Origin of the sequence: Achromobacter pulmonis (assembly GCF_902859765.1) — a bacterium.
GTDB lineage: Bacteria > Pseudomonadota > Gammaproteobacteria > Burkholderiales > Burkholderiaceae_B > Achromobacter > Achromobacter pulmonis.
This window is the reverse complement of record NZ_CADIJV010000011.1, coordinates 31774-48701: the sequence shown is the minus strand read 5'-3', so window position 1 is coordinate 48701 and position 16928 is coordinate 31774. Positions and strand designations below refer to the sequence as shown.

Here is a 16928-nt window from a genome sequence, read left to right as displayed (position 1 = left end):
GAGTGGCTAACGCGCAGGCATTGGGTAAAACCGGAACGCGGTACGGCGATCTCAAGCGCCGCCTCGTGTTCTTGGTGCTCGCCCTGGTGGTTTACCGTTTGGGTACACACATCCCCGTTCCGGGCATCAACCCGGACGCGCTGGCGGACTTGTTCCGCCAGAACCAGGGCGGGATCCTGGGCCTGTTCAACATGTTCTCGGGCGGGGCGCTCTCGCGCTTCTCGATTTTTGCCCTGGGGATCATGCCGTACATTTCGGCATCCATCATCATGCAGTTGATGTCGGTGGTGGTGCCGTCGCTGGAAGCGCTCAAGAAAGAGGGCGAGGCCGGCCGTCGGAAGATTACCCAATACACCCGCTACGGCACGGTCGTGCTGGCGCTGGTGCAGGCTGTGGGCATTTCGGTTGCGCTTGAGTCCCAGCAGGGACTGGTGATCGATCCGGGCATGTTGTTCCGCTTCACGACCGTCGTGACCCTGGTCACCGGCACCATGTTCGTCATGTGGCTGGGTGAGCAGATCACGGAACGCGGTCTCGGCAACGGGATTTCCATCCTGATCTTCGCAGGTATCGTTGCGGGTCTGCCCGCCGCGCTGGCTGCACTGTTGGACCTGGTTCGCACCAACGCGATGTCCGTGCTGTCGGCACTGTTCATCGTGGCCCTGGTGGTGCTGGTTACCGCTTTTGTGGTGTTCGTGGAACGCGGACAGCGCAAGATCACGGTGAACTACGCCAAGCGTCAGGTCGGCAACAAGGTCTACGGTGGTCAAAGCTCGCACCTGCCGCTGAAGCTGAACATGGCCGGGGTGATTCCGCCGATCTTCGCGTCGTCGATCATCCTGTTCCCGGCCACGATCACGAGCTGGTTCTCCAGCAGCGAGAACATGCGCTGGCTTAGCGACCTGGCTGCGGCCCTGTCGCCTCGTCAACCGCTCTACATCACGCTGTATTCGGTCGCGATTATTTTCTTCTGCTTTTTCTACACGGCTCTGGTGTTCAACAGCCGCGAAACGGCGGACAACCTGAAGAAGAGTGGTGCGTTTGTTCCGGGCATCCGTCCGGGCGAACAGACGGCCCGCTACATCGACAAGATCCTGATGCGTCTGACGCTCGCAGGTGCCATCTACATCACGTTGGTGTGCCTGTTGCCGGAATTCCTGGTGATGCGGTGGAACGTTCCCTTCTACTTCGGTGGTACGTCTCTGTTGATTATTGTGGTGGTGACGATGGATTTCATGGCGCAGGTCCAGGCCTACATGATGTCTCACCAGTACGACTCGTTGCTCAAGAAGGCCAACTTCAAGGGCGCGGGTTTGCCGATGCGGTAAGCAAAAGATGTCCAAGGACGACGTCATTCAGATGCAAGGGGAGGTTCTTGAGAACCTCCCGAACGCGACATTTCGCGTCAAGCTCGAAAACGGCCACGTGGTGTTGGGCCATATTTCCGGCAAGATGCGTATGCATTACATCCGGATCCTGCCGGGTGACAAGGTCACAGTGGAGCTCACGCCCTATGATCTGACGCGAGCCAGGATTGTTTTCCGCTCCAAGTGAGCGAAACCGGATTACGGAAAATTAGGAGTCAACCATGAAAGTAATGGCATCGGTTAAGCGGATCTGCCGCAACTGCAAAGTTATCAAACGTCACGGCGTGGTGCGCGTTATCTGCACCGACCCGCGTCACAAGCAGCGTCAAGGCTAACTCGGGTTAGCGACTACGCAACGGATTTATTCAAGGAACAGTCATGGCCCGTATTGCTGGCATTAACATTCCGCCGCATCAGCACGCCGAGATCGGCCTGACCGCCATTTTTGGCATCGGTCGTACGCGCGCTCGCAAGATCTGCGAAGCGGCTAACGTCCCGTTTGACAAAAAGGTCAAGGATCTGAGCGACGCTGAACTGGAACGCGTCCGTGAACACGTTGGTGTGTTCACGGTCGAAGGTGACCTGCGTCGTGAAGTGCAGCTCTCGATCAAGCGTTTGATCGACCTGGGAACTTACCGCGGCATGCGCCACAAGCGCGGCCTGCCCGTGCGCGGCCAGCGCACTCGCACCAACGCTCGCACCCGCAAGGGCCCGCGTCGTGCTGCTGCGTCCCTGAAGAAATAATCGAGGAACTGGATTATGGCGAAAGCTTCCACCAGCGGCGCTTCGCGCGTGCGCAAAAAGGTCAAGAAGAACGTCTCGGACGGCATCGCGCACGTTCACGCTTCGTTCAACAACACCATCATCACCATCACCGACCGTCAGGGCAACGCTTTGTCGTGGGCCACGTCGGGCGGTGCGGGCTTCAAGGGTTCGCGCAAGTCGACTCCGTTCGCTGCGCAGGTCGCCGCCGAAACGGCTGGCCGCGTTGCGCTGGAATACGGCATCAAGACGCTGGAAGTGCGTATCAAGGGCCCCGGCCCCGGCCGTGAGTCGTCGGTCCGCGCGCTGAACGCGCTGGGCATCAAGATCTCGTCCATCGCCGACATCACGCCCGTTCCGCACAACGGCTGCCGTCCGCCGAAGCGTCGTCGTATCTAAAGGGAATCCACATGGCACGTTATATTGGACCCAAATGCAAGCTCTCGCGCCGCGAGGGTACTGACCTGTTCCTGAAGAGCGCCCGCCGCTCGCTGGATTCCAAGTGCAAGCTGGATTCCAAGCCTGGCCAACACGGCCGCACTTCGGGTGCCCGCACTTCCGACTACGGCCTGCAGCTGCGCGAAAAGCAAAAGCTCAAGCGCATGTACGGCGTGCTGGAAAAGCAATTCCGCAAGTACTTCGCTGAAGCCGAGCGTCGCCGTGGCAACACCGGCGAAACGCTGATCCAGCTGCTGGAATCGCGCCTGGACAACGTCGTCTACCGCATGGGCTTCGGCTCGACCCGCGCCGAAGCTCGCCAGCTGGTGAGCCACCGCGCCATCGAACTGAACGGCCACACCGCCGACATCGCTTCGATGCTGGTCAAGGCTGGCGACGTCATCTCGATCCGCGAAAAGGCCAAGAAGCAAGGCCGTATCAAGGAATCGCTCGACCTGGCTACCAGCATCGGCATGCCCCAGTGGGTGGAAGTCGACACGACCAAGCTGGCCGGCACGTTCAAGTCGGTCCCCGATCGCGCTGACGTCGCTCGCGACATCAACGAATCGATGGTCGTCGAACTGTACTCGCGTTAATCACGCCTGCCGGCGCCTCCTTCGCAAGGTCGCTGGCTCGCTGGTTTCGCGACCGGTTTGCAAGTCTCGCAGCAGCCCGCTTTCCGCCTTTTGGCGGGGCGGGCTTTGCGGTAAGTATCGGCCGGCGGTTTTGCGCCGTCCGCGTTTCACGTATCACCCTGTCCATCAGCCTTATCGGTGTAACGAGCCGAGGGTATTGAAAAGGAACACAGTACATGTCCACTCAAGGTTTCCTGAAGCCGCGCTCCATTGAAGTCGAACCGGTCGGCACCCACCATGCCAAGATCGTGATGGAGCCGTTCGAGCGCGGCTACGGCCATACGCTGGGCAACGCCTTGCGCCGCATCCTGCTGTCCTCGATGACCGGCTACGCGCCGACCGAAGTCCAGATGACGGGCGTGGTGCACGAATACTCGACCATCCCGGGCGTTCGCGAAGATGTCGTCGACATCCTGCTGAACCTGAAGGGCGTGGTCTTCAAGCTGCACAACCGTGACGAAGTCACCCTGGTCCTGCGCAAGACCGGCGCCGGCACCGTGCTGGCCAGCGACATCGAGCTGCCGCACGACGTCGAGATCATCAACCCCGGCCATGCCATCTGCAACCTGACGGACGCGGGCAAGCTGGAAATGCAGATCAAGGTCGAAAAGGGCCGCGGTTACGTGCCGGGCAACGTGCGCGCGCTGTCGGAAGACCGCACCCACACCATCGGCCGCATCGTGCTGGACGCTTCGTTCAGCCCGGTCCGTCGCGTCAGCTACGCGGTTGAAAGTGCCCGCGTGGAACAGCGCACCGACCTGGACAAGCTGGTCCTGGACATCGAAACCAACGGCGTCATCTCGCCCGAGGAAGCGGTGCGCCAGTCGGCCCGCATCCTGATGGACCAGATCTCGGTCTTCGCCGCCCTGGAAGGCGCCGGCGATTCGTACGAAGCCCCGGTCCGCGGCACGCCGCAGATCGACCCGGTTCTGCTGCGTCCGGTCGACGACCTGGAACTGACCGTGCGTTCGGCCAACTGCCTGAAGGCCGAAAACATCTACTACATCGGCGACCTGATCCAGCGTACCGAGAACGAACTGCTCAAGACCCCGAACCTGGGTCGCAAGTCGCTCAACGAGATCAAGGAAGTTCTGGCCGCGCGCGGCCTGACGCTGGGCATGAAGCTCGAAAACTGGCCCCCCCTGGGCCTGGAGCGTCCGTAAGTCTTGAAGGGTGGCGCCCCTGTCGCAGGGGCGTTTCCCGCGGCGCCCGGCCTGACCGCCGGGCGGTTTGCGAAACCGTCGTAAAATGCACCGTTTTCCACCGGACCGCGGCCTGGTTGCAGGTCGATAGAAGAGCCGGATAACCCGATGGCGGAAACGCCTTCATTAGATTCAAAGGATACTTATCATGCGTCACGGTAATGGCTTGCGTAAGCTCAACCGCACCAGCAGTCACCGTCTTGCCATGTTCCGCAACATGGCCGTTTCGTTGATCACCCACGAAGCCATCAAGACCACGCTGCCCAAGGCGAAAGAACTGCGCCGCGTCATCGAGCCCCTGATCACGCTGGGTAAAGAACCCACCCTCGCGAACAAGCGTCTGGCTTTTGCCCGTCTGCGCGATCGCGACGCCGTGGTGAAGCTGTTCGCCGAAATCGGTCCGCGCTACGCGGCCCGCAACGGTGGCTACACCCGCGTGCTGAAGATGGGTTTCCGTCAAGGCGACAACGCTCCCATGGCCTTCATGGAGCTGGTCGACCGTCCGGAAGTCGATGAAGCCGCTGAGGACAGCGCCGAATAAGTCTCGGTGTCTAGATAAGCGACAAGGGCGGGTCTTCGGACCCGCCCTTGTTTTTTGCGCGGCGTCTGCGGGCCGTCCTGGCGGCGCTGGCGCGCCGATCGCTATGAGGCGTGCAACTCGCCCTGCAACTGCGCGGCGATGGCCGCCAGCGCCTCCTGCGGCGCCTGGGCAGGCATGCGGAAGGTGAGGTCCTGCTGCTCGATGTATTGGGTCGAGGTCACGTCCTGCGGGTGGTGCATGGGGATCACATGCGCATGCGTATGCGCCACGTGGATGCCAGTGAAGGCGAAGCCGACGCGGTCCACGCCATACAGCCGCTTCATGTGGCGGCCCAGCTTCTGCCCCAGGTTGAGGATGTGGCCGGCCAGGTCGGCGGGCATGTCCTCGTAGTAGGGATAGTGCTGCTTGGGGATGATGAGCGTGTGCCCGGGCCGCACCGGTTGGATGTCCAGGAAGGCCATCAGGCGCTCGTCTTCGTGGATGATGTGGGCCGGGATCTCGTGGCGGGCGATGCGGCAGAACAGGCAGTTGTCGGACATGCTTGCCTCGGGTGGGGAAGGATGCGCGGCGGCCGCGGTCTGATTGTTGGCGGACGCGAGCGGCGATACCGATAAAATACCCCGAGTTACATCCGACACGGGTATTCCCAGGAGGCTCCATGTTGCGCGATGACGACGTCGTGCTGGTCATCAGCAATGCGCCGGACCTGTTGCTGGCCAAGCGTATCGCTCACGTGCTGGTCGAAGACGGACTGGCCGCCTGCGTGAACCTCGGCGCGCCGGGCCTGTCCATCTACCAGTGGCAAGGCGAGGTGGAAGGGGCCGAGGAAATCCCCATCCATATCAAGACCACCTACGCGCGCCATCCAGCCGTGGTCCAGGCCCTGGCGCAGATGCATCCCTACGACGTGCCCGAAATCATCGTGCTGCCGGTCATTGGCGGCGCCGCGCCCTATCTCGACTGGGTGCGCCAGCAGACGGCCGTCGTGCAGAACAAGAGAGACTGATGTTGCAACCCGCAGTCCGGTTTCACGCCCCGATGCGTGCCTTTTTCCCCAAGCTGCTGGCATTGCTGGCCATGGCCATGCTGTGGCTGGCCTGGAACGCGCCGGCGCGCGCCGAGGCCGAGTTCCTCGAACCCGAGAAGGCCTTTGTCTTCAGTGCGGTGATGGTCGCGCCCGATACGGTCGAACTGCGTTTCCGCGTGGCGCCCGGCTACTACATGTACCGCGAGCGTTTCGGCATCAGCATCAGTCCGCTGGGCGCGGCCACACTGGGCGAGCCGGTCTATCCGAAGGGCGACGTCAAATATGACCCAACCTTCGAGAAGGACATGGAGGTCTATCACCAGGACGTGGCGATCCGCGTGCCGGTGACGCCCGGCGGCCAGCCGTTCACGCTGACGCTGACCGGCCAGGGCTGCGCCGATGCCGGCCTGTGCTATCCGCCGATGGACAGCAGCGTGAAGCTGACGCCGGTGGCGGGCGGCTACGCGCTGGCGGGCGGCGGTGGCGCATCCGCCGCGCCGACGGCTTCGAGCGGCGGCCTGAGCGCGCTGGTGAACGCAGGCGATACCGGCCTGGCCGACGCCCTGGGCGGCCTGGGCTGGATCAAGACGGCTGGCGTGTTCCTGGTGCTGGGCCTGTTGCTGGCGTTCACGCCGTGCGTGCTGCCCATGATTCCCATCCTGTCCTCGATCGTGCTGGGCGGCGCCGCCAGCCAGCAGCGCCCGACGCGCGGCCGCGGGCTGGCGCTGGCGGCGACCTACGTGCTGGGCATGTCCGTGGTCTACACCGCGCTGGGCGTGGCCGCCGGCCTGAGCGGCGCGGGCCTGGCCGCGTGGCTGCAGACGCCGTGGATCCTGACGCTGTTCGCGGTCCTGCTGGCGGTGCTGGCGTTGGCGATGTTCGATGCCTTCACCTTCCAGATGCCGTCCGGCATTCAGGCACGGTTGGCCGAGCGGTCGTCGCGCATTCCCGGCGGCCGCTATACCGGCGCCTTGCTGATGGGCGCGCTGTCGGCGCTGATCGTCGGGCCGTGCGTGGCCGCGCCGCTGGCCGGCGCGCTGCTGTACATCTCGCAGACCGGCGACGTCGTGCTGGGCGGCTCGGCCCTGTTCGCGATGGCGTGGGGCATGGGCGTGCCGCTGCTGATCGTCGGCGCCTCGTCGGGCGCGCTGCTGCCCAAGGCCGGTCCGTGGATGGATGGCGTCAAGCGGTTGTTCGGCATGCTGCTGCTGGCGACCGCGTGGTGGATGCTGATCCCGGTGGTGCCGACCTGGGTGCAGATGACCGGCTGGGCCTTCCTGGCGATCGTCGGCGCGGTGATGCTGCGGGCCTTCGACGCGCTGCCGGCTGGCGCCGGTTCGGCGCGCATGTTCGGCAAGGGCATCGGCCTGTTGCTGGCCCTGGCCGCCGCCGCGTGGCTGATCGGCGCGGCCAGCGGTGGCCGCGATGTGCTGCAGCCGCTCTCGCACTTTGCCTCGGGTGGTCCGGCCGTGGCCGGCGCCGCGGCGCCGGCTGGCGAGGTCCAGTTCAAGCGGGTGCGCAACAACGCCGAGCTGGACGCGCTGCTGGCGCAGAGCCAGCAACCGGTGATGCTGGATTTCTACGCCGACTGGTGCGTGTCGTGCCGCGAGATGGAGCGCTTCACGTTCACCGATCCCGGCGTGGCGCAACGCATGGCCGGCATGCTGCTGGTGCAGGCCGACGTGACCGCCAACAACGCCGATGACCGCGCGCTGCTCAAGCGCTTCCGCTTGTTCGGGCCGCCGGGAATCATGTTCTTCGAACCGGGCGGCAAGGAATTGCCGGACGCGCGCGTGGTCGGTTTCCAGGACGCCAAGCGTTTCACCCAGTCGCTGGACCGCGTGCTATTGCGCTGAGCGGCAGCCGGCCGCTACCATGAGCGCTTGCGCCGCGTGGGCGGCACCTCCAACCCCTCAGGCCGGCGCCCGTGACGTCTCCGACAGTCGATGCAAGCCAGGACCGTACCGGTCTGATCTATCTGCAATTGATGTTCGTCATGGCCACCTGGGGCCTGAACATCGTCTCCATCAAGTACCTGACACAGCACATGGATATCCGCGCCCTGGCGGCCTTGCGGATCGCCGTGGCGTTCGTCGCGGTCACGCTCATCGTCAAGGCGCGCCGTGGCCGCATTCCCAGGCTGGGGCGGCAGGAGCTGGGCTGGGTCGCGCTGGCGGGCTTCCTGGTGGTGTACGCGCACCAGACCGCGCTGGTGTACGGGCTGCAGTTCTCGTCGGCCGCCAATGGCACGCTGCTGATGGCCACCAGTCCCTTGCTGTCTGCGCTGCTGGCTGCGCTGTTCTATCGCGAAAGGCTGACGTGGCTGCGGATCGCCGGCGCCTTGCTCGGCCTGACCGGGGTGGCGATGGTGGTGGTGGGCAGCGGCGCGCGGCTGGGGCTGACCGGCTGGGGCGACGCCATCGTGTTCCTGGCGGTGGCGGTGTTCGTGTTCGGTGGGTTGGTGATCCAGCGTATCTCGCGCACGCTCGATCCGTTGGCGATGCTCTGGTACATGTATCTGGCTGGCGGTCTGATGCTGATAGTGCACGCGGCCATGACGCCGTCGTCCTACGATGCGGACAACTGGAGCATGACGTGGTGGCCGTGGCTGGTGCTGCTGTTTTCGGCGGTGATCGCCTCGGGCGTCAGCAACATCCTGTGGAACGCGGGCATTGCCAGGCTGGGTATCAGCCGCGCGGCGCTGTTCGTGAACTGGCTGCCGATCTTCGGCCTGCTGTTTGCCGCGTTGTTCCTGGACGAGCACGTCACGTGGGTGCACGTGGCGGGGCTGGCCTGTATTCTCAGCGGCACTTGGCTGGGCTTGCGGCGCGGGGCGCCGGCGTCGCGTTGAAAGCGGGCGGGCGTTGCCAGGGCAGGCCGGGAGCCGCCCCGGCGGCGCACGCCGAATGTGTCATGCGCGCCGCCGACAGGCGGGACCGGCAGGCCCCGCCATCCGGCATCAGCGTTGTTGCTTGAGCAGCCGCGCCGCTTCGATCGCGAAGTACGTCAGGATGCCATCGGCGCCGGCGCGCCTGAAGGCCAGCAGCGCTTCCATCATGACCTTGTCGTGGTCCAGCCAGCCGTTGGCCGAGGCCGCCTTGATCATCGCGTATTCGCCGCTCACCTGGTAGGCGAAGGTCGGCACGCGGAAGGTGTCCTTGACGCGGCGCAGCACGTCCAGATAGGGCATGCCGGGCTTGACCATGACCATGTCGGCGCCCTCCTGCAGGTCGGCGGCCACTTCGCGCAGCGCCTCGTCCAGGTTGCCCGGATCCATTTGGTAGGCCATTTTGTTGGACTTGCCCAGGTTGGTGGCCGAGCCCACCGCATCGCGGAACGGACCGTAGAAGGCGCTGGCGTACTTGGCCGAGTAGGCCATGATCTGGGTGTGGATGTAGCCGTTGGCCTCGAGCGCGCGGCGCACGGCGCCGATGCGGCCGTCCATCATGTCGCTGGGGGCGACCATGTCGACGCCGGCCGCGGCCTGCGTCAGCGCCTGCTTGACCAGGATCTCGACGGTCGGCTCGTTGACGACGTAGCCGTTTTCATCGATGACGCCGTCCTGGCCGTGGCTGGTGTAGGGATCCAGCGCCACGTCGCACAGCACGCCGAGGTCGGGGAATTGCTTTTTCAGTTCACGCACCACGCGCGGAATCAGGCCGTCGGGGTTGGTGGCTTCGATGCCGTCGGGCGTTTTGAGCGCCGGGTCGATGGCAGGAAACAGCGACAGCACCGGGATTCCCAGCGCCACGCATTCCTCGGCCACCGGCAACAGCGTATCCAACGAATAGCGCACCACACCCGGCAGCGACGGCACGGCCTGCTTCAGGCCATGGCCCTCGGCCACGAAAACCGGATAGATCAAGTCATTGACGGTGAGGGCGTTTTCGCGCACCAGGCGGCGGGTGTAGTCGTCGCGACGCAGGCGGCGGGGGCGGGAAACCGGGAAGTCGGGGGTGATGATCTGCGGGTTCATGGTACGACCTTGGGAGAAATCCAGTTTTCTATGTGCGCGCCAGCTTCTTCCAGACCGATGCGCTCCGGCGCCGAGAAGGGGATGGTGTGCAGCGCGCCGATGTCCGCCAGGTCTTTGCGCACCGAGAACACGGTACGCATGCGTTGGCCGTAGGGCAGCTTGTCGGCTTTGGTGAGCAGCGCCAGGACCGGGCGGCCGGTGGGGGCGATGAAGTTGGCCAGGCGGCGGTCCAGTTCGGTGACGCCGCGGCGGATGTCGATGAGCAGCACGATGCCGGCGAGCGATTCGCGGTCGCGCAGGTAACCGCCCAGGATGTCCGCCCACTTTTCCTTTTCATCGCGGGCCACGGAGGCATAGCCGTAGCCGGGCAGGTCGACCAGATAGCCAATGTGGCCTTCGGGGTTCAGGGGGTCCGGCAGGCCGAACATGTTGATCAGGCGCGTGCGGCCCGGCGTCTTGCTGGAAAAGGCCAGGCGACGCTGGTTGCACAGCACGTTGATGGCCGTGGACTTGCCGGCGTTGGAGCGGCCGACGAAGCAAACCTCGGGCGCGTCAGGAGGCGGCAACTGGTCGAGGCGAGCGGCCGACGTAAGGAAAGAGGCGCGATGTAGGAGGGACACGGATTGGCTTTGGCTACAGTTGGTTTCGAGCCCTATTGTATAATCCGGCGTTTGCAACAGTGGTCCCCGTGCGCGGAGCCGTCTCGTTTGCTTACAAGCAGGCAAGCGAGCAAACCAGGTTCGATACGGTTTTCCAGATGTGCGGGCAGGCGTGGGCGCCTTTTTGCGCCTTGATCGATGTGATCGTCGAGGTCTTCATGAAGCGTGTGCTGTCCCGGATGTTGGTTGCGAGCGGGCTGTTGCTCGGCGCCTCCGCCTTTTCTACTACGAGCTTCGCCGCTGATGGCGCCGCGGGCCCGGCCAAACCAGATGCCGCCAAGGGCGGCCAGTTGTTTGACCAGGGCGACGCCTCGCGCGGCATCATCGCCTGTGCGTCCTGTCATGGCGCGGCGGGCAACAGCACCATACCGGTGAACCCCAACCTGGCCGCGCAACCCCACGAATACCTGGTCAAGCAACTGACCAACTTCCAGGTCAAGCAGGGCGCCAAGCTGCCCCTGCGCAACGGCCCCGGCGGCAATCCCACCCCCATGACCGCCATGGCGCAGAACCTGACGCCGGCCGACATGCAGAACATCGCGCTGTACCTGGCGCAGCAGCCGCTGAAAGAGCCGGCCACCGCTGGCCATGAAAAGCTGGTTGAGCTGGGTCAAAAGATCTGGCGCGGCGGTTTGCCCGAGCGCAATGTGCCCGCCTGTGCGGCATGCCATTCTGCCAATGGCGCGGGTATTCCGGGCCAGTATCCCCGCCTGTCGGGCCAGTTCCCCATGTATATTGAAGAGCAGCTCAAGCTGTTCCGCAGCGGCGATCGCGCCAACGACGTGATGCACGCCGTGGCGGACCGGATGTCGGACGCCGACATCAAGGCCGTGGCGGACTACGCGGCTGGCCTGCGGTAGCCGTACGCCGGCCAGGCGCGCGGCTGGTCCGCGTTCACGCAACCTGAGCATGATGGAACCTGGTTCCGTCATGCGCTGTCTACGAGGGGGGTAGCCGATCGTGCGGCCCCCCTTTTTTCATGAATTCGACTCAGACACATTCCCGTCCCTCCCTGCGCAGCCTGCCCCGCGATCTGTTTGAATTGCTGGGCTCGATGCGTTTCGCGGTCAGCCTGCTGATGTTCATTTGCGTGGCGAGCCTGGTGGGGACGGTGCTGCAGCAGAACCGCTCATCCAACAACTACATCGACCAGTTCGGCCCGTTCTGGTTCGAGGTGTTCGACAAGTTCTCGATCTGGCACGTCTACAACAGTTGGTGGTTCCTGCTGATCATGGCGTTCCTGGTCATTTCGACGTCGGTCTGCCTGACCCGCAACGCACCCAAGATGCTGCGCGATGCGCGTTCGTTCCGCGAGCACGTGCGCGGCGGCAGCCTGCGCGCCTTTCCGCACCGCGTCGAGACCGAGGCGCCCACCGACGTGCCGCAGACGGCGGCGGGCCTGACGGCGCTGCTCAAGCGCATGGGCTACGCGGTGCGCGAGCGCCAGGACAGCACCGGCGTGCTGTTGGCGGCCAAGAAGGGCAGCGCCAACCGGTTGGGGTATGTGTTCGCCCATGCCGCCATGGTCATCATCTGCATTGGCGGGCTGCTCGACAGCGAGCTGCCGGTGCGCTTGCAGGTGATGTTCGGCGGCAAGAAGCCGATCGTCGAGAACATGCTGATCTCCGAGGTGCCGGAAAGCGGCCGCCTGTCGGTGGACAACCCCAGTTTCCGTGCCAGCGTATTGGTGCCCGAGAACGGGCAGGCCAGCACCGCGGTGGTGATGGTGGGGGACGGCGCCCTGGTGCAGCCGATGCCCTTCACGCTGAAGCTCAAGAAGTTTGTCGTCGATTACTACTCGACGGGTATGCCGAGCCGCTTTGCCAGCGAGGTGGAGGTGACGGATCCGGATACCGGCAAGAGCTTCGATTCGACCATCGAGGTCAACGAGCCGCTGCGCTTCAAGGGCATGACCGTGTACCAGTCCAGTTTCGATGATGGCGGCAGCACGGTAGTGCTCAAGGGCTATCCGCTGGTGGGGGCGGACAGCGCCACCTTCAAGGTTGACGGTACCGTGGGCAAGACCTCCGAAGTAACCGCTCACACCGCGCGTGGCCCGCGCAGCATGGGCGTGGAAATCATGGCGCTGCGCCCGATCAATGTCGAAGACATGACCGGCGGCGAGCCCAAGGGCGGCAACCAGAGCTTTGCCGAGCACGTGGCGTCGGTGGCCGGCAGTGCCGCGGGCAAGAAGAACGAGAACCTGCGTAATGTGGGGCCCAGCGTCGAATACAAGCTGATCGACGATGCCGGCCAGGCGCATGAGTTCCAGAACTACATGCTGCCGGTGCAACTGGACGGCGCCAGTGTGTTCCTGGCCGGGGTGCGCAACAACCCGTCCGAACCGTTCCGCTACCTGCGGATTCCGGCCGACGACGATAGCTCGGTGGCGGAATTCATGCGCCTGCGGGCCACGCTGGCCGATCCGGCGGCGCGCCAGGAGGCGGCGCGCCGCTTCGCCGAGCGCAACAGCCCCAGCGGCGCCGACCGCCAGCCGTTGCAGACGGCCGCCGAGCGCGCCCTGGAAACCTATGCAGGCGGCGGCCTGCAGGCCGTGGCGGCGTTCCTGCAGGCCAACACGCCGGCGGCCGACCTGGAACGCGCGGCTGACGTGGTGATCCGGCTGATCGGCGCCAGCATGAACGAACTGCGCGCCATCGAGCGCGAACGCGCGGGGCTGCCGCCTGTGCCCACCGACGGCCCCGAGGCCGAGCGTGCCGCGCAGTGGTCGCGTCTGGCGGTGGCGGCGCTGTCGGACCTTACCGTTTATCCGGCGCCGGTGTTTTTCTCCCTGGCGGATTTCAACCATGTGCAGGCCAGCGTGTTTCAGGTCAGCCGCACGCCGGGCAAGAACACCGTCTACCTGGGCAGCCTGCTGCTGGTGCTGGGCGTGTTCTCGATGTTCTATATTCGGGATCGCCGCGTCTGGATCTGGATCAGGCCGCAGGAAGGCGGCAGCGGCATCCTGGCGGCGATGACGTCGCAGAAGCGTACACTCGACTTCAACCAGGAGTTCGATCGCTTCAAGCAGGCGCTGTTGCGCCAGAAAGGGTCTTAAGGTTTCCTATGTCCACGACGACCACCACGCATTCCCCCACGCCCGAAAACCTCTGGCAGGACAACCTGTCCGAAACCGGTGATAGCCGCGCGCAGCGCGGCCGGCCGGATTGGACGGACGTCGTGTTCTTCCTGCTGCTGGCGGCGGGCGCCGGTTTCGCGCTGACGCGTTTCAGCGGCGCGATGGACTATTACGAGAAGATCATCCTGTGCGGCACGGTGCCGGTGCTGGCCTGGATGGGGTGGCTGTGGCGTCCGTTGCGCCGCCTGATGGTGGCCTGTGCGATCGCGGCCGGCCTGGCGTTGATGCTCTACGGTAATGACCTGGCGCGGGCCGAGCAGGTATTCTTCCTGAAATACCTGCTCTCGTCACAGTCGGCCATCCTGTGGATGAGCGCACTGTTCGCGCTGGCCATGGTCTGCTACTGGATCGGCTTTTTCAGCCCGACCGCGGCGTGGCTGGGCACCGCCCTGACCTGGGGCGCGGTGTTCGCCGGCCTGACCGGGCTGCTGGTGCGCTGGCGCGAGGGCCATCTGATGGGCCCGGACCTGGGCCATATCCCGGTCAGCAACCTGTACGAAGTCTTCGTGCTGTTCGCATTGATCACGGCCCTGTTCTACCTGTACTACGAGCGCAAGTACGCCACCCGCGCACTGGGCGGTTTCGTGCTGCTGGTGGTGACCTCGGCGGTGGTGTTCCTGCTGTGGTATTCGTTCACGCGCGATGCCGGGCAGATCCAGCCGCTGGTGCCGGCGCTCAAGAGCTGGTGGATGAAACTGCACGTGCCCGCCAACTTCATCGGCTATGGCACCTTCTCGCTGGCGGCGATGGTCGGCTTCGCCTACCTGGTCAAGCAGCATGGCCAGACCTCGTCGTGGCTCAAGCTGGCGCCGCTGTTCGTGCTGGGCGTGCTGCTGTGCGCCGAGCCCATGGTATTCCGCTCCGATGGCCTGTCGGCGACCTGGATGCTGTATTTCGGCATCGGCGCCGTCATCGTTGGCGCCATCCTGCTGGGACGGCGCCGCATCGCCGCTGCACTGCCGCCGCTGGAGGTGCTGGACGACATCATGTACCGCGCCATCGCCATCGGCTTTGCCTTCTTCACGGTGGCGACCATCCTGGGCGCGCTGTGGGCGGCGGACGCCTGGGGCGCGTATTGGCAGTGGGATCCCAAGGAAACCTGGGCCCTGATCGTCTGGCTGAACTATGCGGCCTGGCTGCACATGCGGCTGATCAAGGGCCTGCGCGGCACCATGGCGGCCTATTGGGCGCTGACCGGCCTGTTGATCACCGGTTTTGCTTTCCTGGGCGTGAACATGTTCCTGTCGGGGCTGCATTCGTACGGCCAGCTCTGATCCAGGCGCGCATCGCAATAGGCCCCGTCTCGACGGGGCCTATTTCATGGCGCGGGGAACCGGTTCAGGGCAGGGTGGATTCGCCGCGCAACAGGTCGTCCAGCGTTTCACGCTGGCGCACCACATGGTAGCGGCCGCCGTCGACCATGACTTCAGCCGCGCGCGGCCGCGTATTGTAGTTGCCGGCCATCGTCATGCCGTAGGCGCCGGCTGACTCCAGCGCCAGTACGTCGCCCTGCTCGAGCACCAGCGCGCGTTGCCGCGCCAGCCAGTCGGCGCTTTCGCAGACGGGGCCGACGACGTCGTAGTCGAGCGCGTCGCCGGCGCGTGGCCGCAGCGGCAGCAAGCCGTGCCAGGCGTCGTACAGGGCCGGCCGCAACAGGTCGTTCATGGCGGCATCGACGATGGCGAAATTGCGCGCCTCGCCGTGCTTCAGGTACTGGACCGTGGTCAGCAGCACGCCGGCGTTGCCCACCAGGGAACGGCCGGGTTCCAGCACCAGTCGCAAATGGCCTTGGCCTCGTGCCTGCAGGCGCTGGAACACGCCATCCAGCAGCGCCTTGGGCGAGGGAGGGGCTTCATCGTGGTAGCGAATGCCCAGCCCTCCGCCCAGGTCCAGGTGTGACAGGCGGATGCCGATGCCCTCCAGGTCGGCGACCAGGTCCAGGAGCTTTTCCAGCGCGTCGAAATAGGGACTGATGTCGGTCAGCTGCGATCCGATATGGCAGTCCAGGCCGGTGATTTCCAGGCCGGGCAGCAGGCGGGCGCTACGATAGGCGTCGAGCGCGGCGGCGATGGGAATGCCGAATTTGTTCTCTTTGAGGCCGGTGGAAATGTACGGGTGGGTCTGCGCATCGACATCCGGGTTGACGCGCAGCGCCACCCTGGCGCGGCGGCCGGCTTCCCGGGCGACGTCGGACAGGCGCTGCAGCTCGGCTTCGGATTCGACGTTGAAGCACATGACGCCAGCGTTCAGCGCCGCGCGCATCTCCCAGGCCTGCTTGCCGACTCCGGAGAAGACGATGCGGGCGGGATTGGCGCCCACGGCCAGGGCGCGCTTGAGTTCGCCACCCGAGACGATGTCGAACCCGGCGCCCAGGCGGACGAATTCCTTCAGGACCGCCAGGTTGGAGTTGGCCTTCATGCCGTAGCAGATCTGCACGGGACGCTGGCCGATGGCGCTGTGGTAGGTGTTCCAGGCGGCGCGCAGCGCCGCGCGGGAGTAGACGTAGAGCGGTGTTCCCAGTTTTCCGGCCAGATGGTCCAGCGGCACGTCTTCGGCGTACAGCACGTTGTTGCGGTACTGGAAGAACGGATGCCCGGCCAGTTCGGGCGGAACCGGGAACGCGGTGGTCATGGCAGCGTGGGCGCGGACGGGATCTGCGGCACCTGGGGCGTGCTCTGGCGCTGCCCGGGAGGCGGCGGCTTGCCGTCAGGGGTGGGCATGTACAAAGGACCCTTGTAGCCGCAGGCCGCAACCATGCCGGTCAGCGCGAGCGTGGCTACAATGCGTAGAGACATGCGGCTGAATGCCAATTGGAACACTGGGAACTCCGTAATTCTTGCAGGCTCGATTATGACCGAATCCGAATTTCTTGCGTTGATCGACCAGGTGCTGGACAGCATCGAAAGCCAGGCCGATGACTGGGCGGCTTCGCTCGACGTCGACGTCGAAACCAGCCGCAGCGGCAATGTGCTGACCATGGTGTTCGAAGACAATACCCATGTGGTGGTGAACAGCCAGGCCGCCATGCAGGAACTGTGGGTGGCCGCGCGCAGCGGTGGTTTCCACTACCGTTACGACGGCCAGCACTGGAACGATACCCGAGGCGGCCCGAATCTGCCCGATGCGCTCTCGCAGATCTGTTCCGCCGCTGCCGGCGTGCCCGTCGCGGTTCGCCTGTAGCG

Annotated in this window: 20 protein-coding genes; 15 read left to right on the top strand and 5 right to left on the bottom strand. The window is 64.9% G+C overall.

The window, feature by feature from the left end; all coding sequences use genetic code 11:
* Window positions 1-2 precede the first annotated feature (2 nt).
* The 8 genes from secY (at window position 3) to rplQ (ending at window position 4945) form a co-directional block, all read left to right on the top strand.
* Window positions 3-1328 carry a preprotein translocase subunit SecY gene (gene secY / locus HV701_RS11585; protein ID WP_006389630.1) on the top strand — a complete coding sequence of 442 codons (1326 nt, stop codon included), beginning with the start codon at window positions 3-5 and terminating at the stop codon, window positions 1326-1328.
* 7 nt (window positions 1329-1335) lie between these two features.
* A complete protein-coding gene (gene infA, locus HV701_RS11580) occupies window positions 1336-1554 on the top strand; it encodes a translation initiation factor IF-1 (protein ID WP_003806927.1) in 219 nt (72 codons plus the stop codon).
* A 34-nt stretch (window positions 1555-1588) separates the two neighbouring features.
* A complete protein-coding gene (gene rpmJ / locus HV701_RS11575) occupies window positions 1589-1702 on the top strand; it encodes a 50S ribosomal protein L36 (protein WP_003806928.1) in 114 nt (37 codons plus the stop codon).
* Window positions 1703-1745: 43 nt separating this feature from the next.
* Window positions 1746-2111, top strand: a complete 366-nt coding sequence (rpsM, locus tag HV701_RS11570) for a 30S ribosomal protein S13 (protein ID WP_006389632.1) — start codon at window positions 1746-1748, stop codon at window positions 2109-2111.
* A 15-nt stretch (window positions 2112-2126) separates the two neighbouring features.
* Entirely contained in the window at window positions 2127-2528 is a 402-nt protein-coding gene (gene rpsK / locus HV701_RS11565) for a 30S ribosomal protein S11 (protein ID WP_006216516.1), read from the top strand.
* Between the two features lie 11 nt (window positions 2529-2539).
* Window positions 2540-3163 (top strand): 30S ribosomal protein S4, encoded by a 624-nt coding sequence (rpsD, locus tag HV701_RS11560; protein WP_175133196.1) that lies wholly within the window; start codon window positions 2540-2542, stop codon window positions 3161-3163.
* Window positions 3164-3378: 215 nt separating this feature from the next.
* Window positions 3379-4365 (top strand): DNA-directed RNA polymerase subunit alpha, encoded by a 987-nt coding sequence (locus HV701_RS11555; protein ID WP_006216514.1) that lies wholly within the window; start codon window positions 3379-3381, stop codon window positions 4363-4365.
* A gap of 187 nt (window positions 4366-4552) precedes the next feature.
* Window positions 4553-4945: a 50S ribosomal protein L17 gene (gene rplQ / locus HV701_RS11550; RefSeq protein WP_006389635.1), complete on the top strand. Its 393-nt coding sequence runs from the start codon at window positions 4553-4555 to the stop codon at window positions 4943-4945.
* 101 nt (window positions 4946-5046) lie between these two features.
* On the opposite strand, the gene HV701_RS11545 is transcribed toward rplQ, so the two are convergent.
* Window positions 5047-5484: an HIT family protein gene (locus tag HV701_RS11545; RefSeq protein ID WP_175133195.1), complete on the bottom strand. Its 438-nt coding sequence runs from the start codon at window positions 5482-5484 to the stop codon at window positions 5047-5049.
* 119 nt (window positions 5485-5603) lie between these two features.
* On the opposite strand from HV701_RS11545, the gene cutA reads away from it, so the two are divergent.
* The 3 genes from cutA to HV701_RS11530 all read left to right on the top strand — a co-directional run bounded on the left by cutA (window position 5604) and on the right by HV701_RS11530 (window position 8823).
* Window positions 5604-5951 carry a divalent-cation tolerance protein CutA gene (cutA, locus tag HV701_RS11540; RefSeq protein ID WP_006392025.1) on the top strand — a complete coding sequence of 116 codons (348 nt, stop codon included), beginning with the start codon at window positions 5604-5606 and terminating at the stop codon, window positions 5949-5951.
* Between the two features lie 32 nt (window positions 5952-5983).
* Window positions 5984-7828, top strand: coding sequence for a protein-disulfide reductase DsbD (gene dsbD / locus HV701_RS11535; protein ID WP_419761639.1), 1845 nt, complete (start codon window positions 5984-5986; stop codon window positions 7826-7828).
* 131 nt (window positions 7829-7959) lie between these two features.
* Window positions 7960-8823, top strand: a complete 864-nt coding sequence (locus HV701_RS11530; RefSeq protein ID WP_175133265.1) for a DMT family transporter — start codon at window positions 7960-7962, stop codon at window positions 8821-8823.
* A gap of 108 nt (window positions 8824-8931) precedes the next feature.
* Here the strand turns inward: HV701_RS11530 and hemB are convergent, their stop codons facing one another.
* Complete coding sequence (gene hemB, locus HV701_RS11525) at window positions 8932-9948, bottom strand: porphobilinogen synthase (RefSeq protein WP_175133193.1); 1017 nt, start codon at window positions 9946-9948, stop codon at window positions 8932-8934.
* Window positions 9945-10568 (bottom strand): ribosome biogenesis GTP-binding protein YihA/YsxC, encoded by a 624-nt coding sequence (yihA, locus tag HV701_RS11520; protein WP_175133192.1) that lies wholly within the window; start codon window positions 10566-10568, stop codon window positions 9945-9947. Before yihA ends, hemB begins: the two co-directional genes overlap by 4 nt.
* 197 nt (window positions 10569-10765) lie before the next feature.
* Here yihA and HV701_RS11515 point away from each other — a divergent pair, with 197 nt between their 5' ends.
* From HV701_RS11515 to ccsB, 3 genes are all read left to right on the top strand, one after another.
* Window positions 10766-11467, top strand: a complete 702-nt coding sequence (locus tag HV701_RS11515) for a c-type cytochrome (RefSeq protein ID WP_175133264.1) — start codon at window positions 10766-10768, stop codon at window positions 11465-11467.
* A gap of 119 nt (window positions 11468-11586) precedes the next feature.
* Window positions 11587-13665 carry a cytochrome c biogenesis protein ResB gene (locus tag HV701_RS11510; protein ID WP_175133191.1) on the top strand — a complete coding sequence of 693 codons (2079 nt, stop codon included), beginning with the start codon at window positions 11587-11589 and terminating at the stop codon, window positions 13663-13665.
* An 8-nt stretch (window positions 13666-13673) separates the two neighbouring features.
* Window positions 13674-15020: a c-type cytochrome biogenesis protein CcsB gene (ccsB, locus tag HV701_RS11505; RefSeq protein WP_175133190.1), complete on the top strand. Its 1347-nt coding sequence runs from the start codon at window positions 13674-13676 to the stop codon at window positions 15018-15020.
* 64 nt (window positions 15021-15084) lie between these two features.
* On the opposite strand, the gene lysA is transcribed toward ccsB, so the two are convergent.
* Together lysA and lptM are read right to left on the bottom strand one after the other, a co-directional pair.
* Window positions 15085-16377 (bottom strand): diaminopimelate decarboxylase, encoded by a 1293-nt coding sequence (lysA, locus tag HV701_RS11500; RefSeq protein WP_175133189.1) that lies wholly within the window; start codon window positions 16375-16377, stop codon window positions 15085-15087.
* Complete coding sequence (gene lptM / locus HV701_RS11495) at window positions 16374-16541, bottom strand: LPS translocon maturation chaperone LptM (RefSeq protein WP_236755462.1); 168 nt, start codon at window positions 16539-16541, stop codon at window positions 16374-16376. Before lptM ends, lysA begins: the two co-directional genes overlap by 4 nt.
* 55 nt (window positions 16542-16596) lie before the next feature.
* Between lptM and cyaY the strand changes: the two genes are divergently transcribed.
* Entirely contained in the window at window positions 16597-16926 is a 330-nt protein-coding gene (gene cyaY / locus HV701_RS11490) for an iron donor protein CyaY (RefSeq protein ID WP_175133187.1), read from the top strand.
* Window positions 16927-16928: the final 2 nt, after the last annotated feature.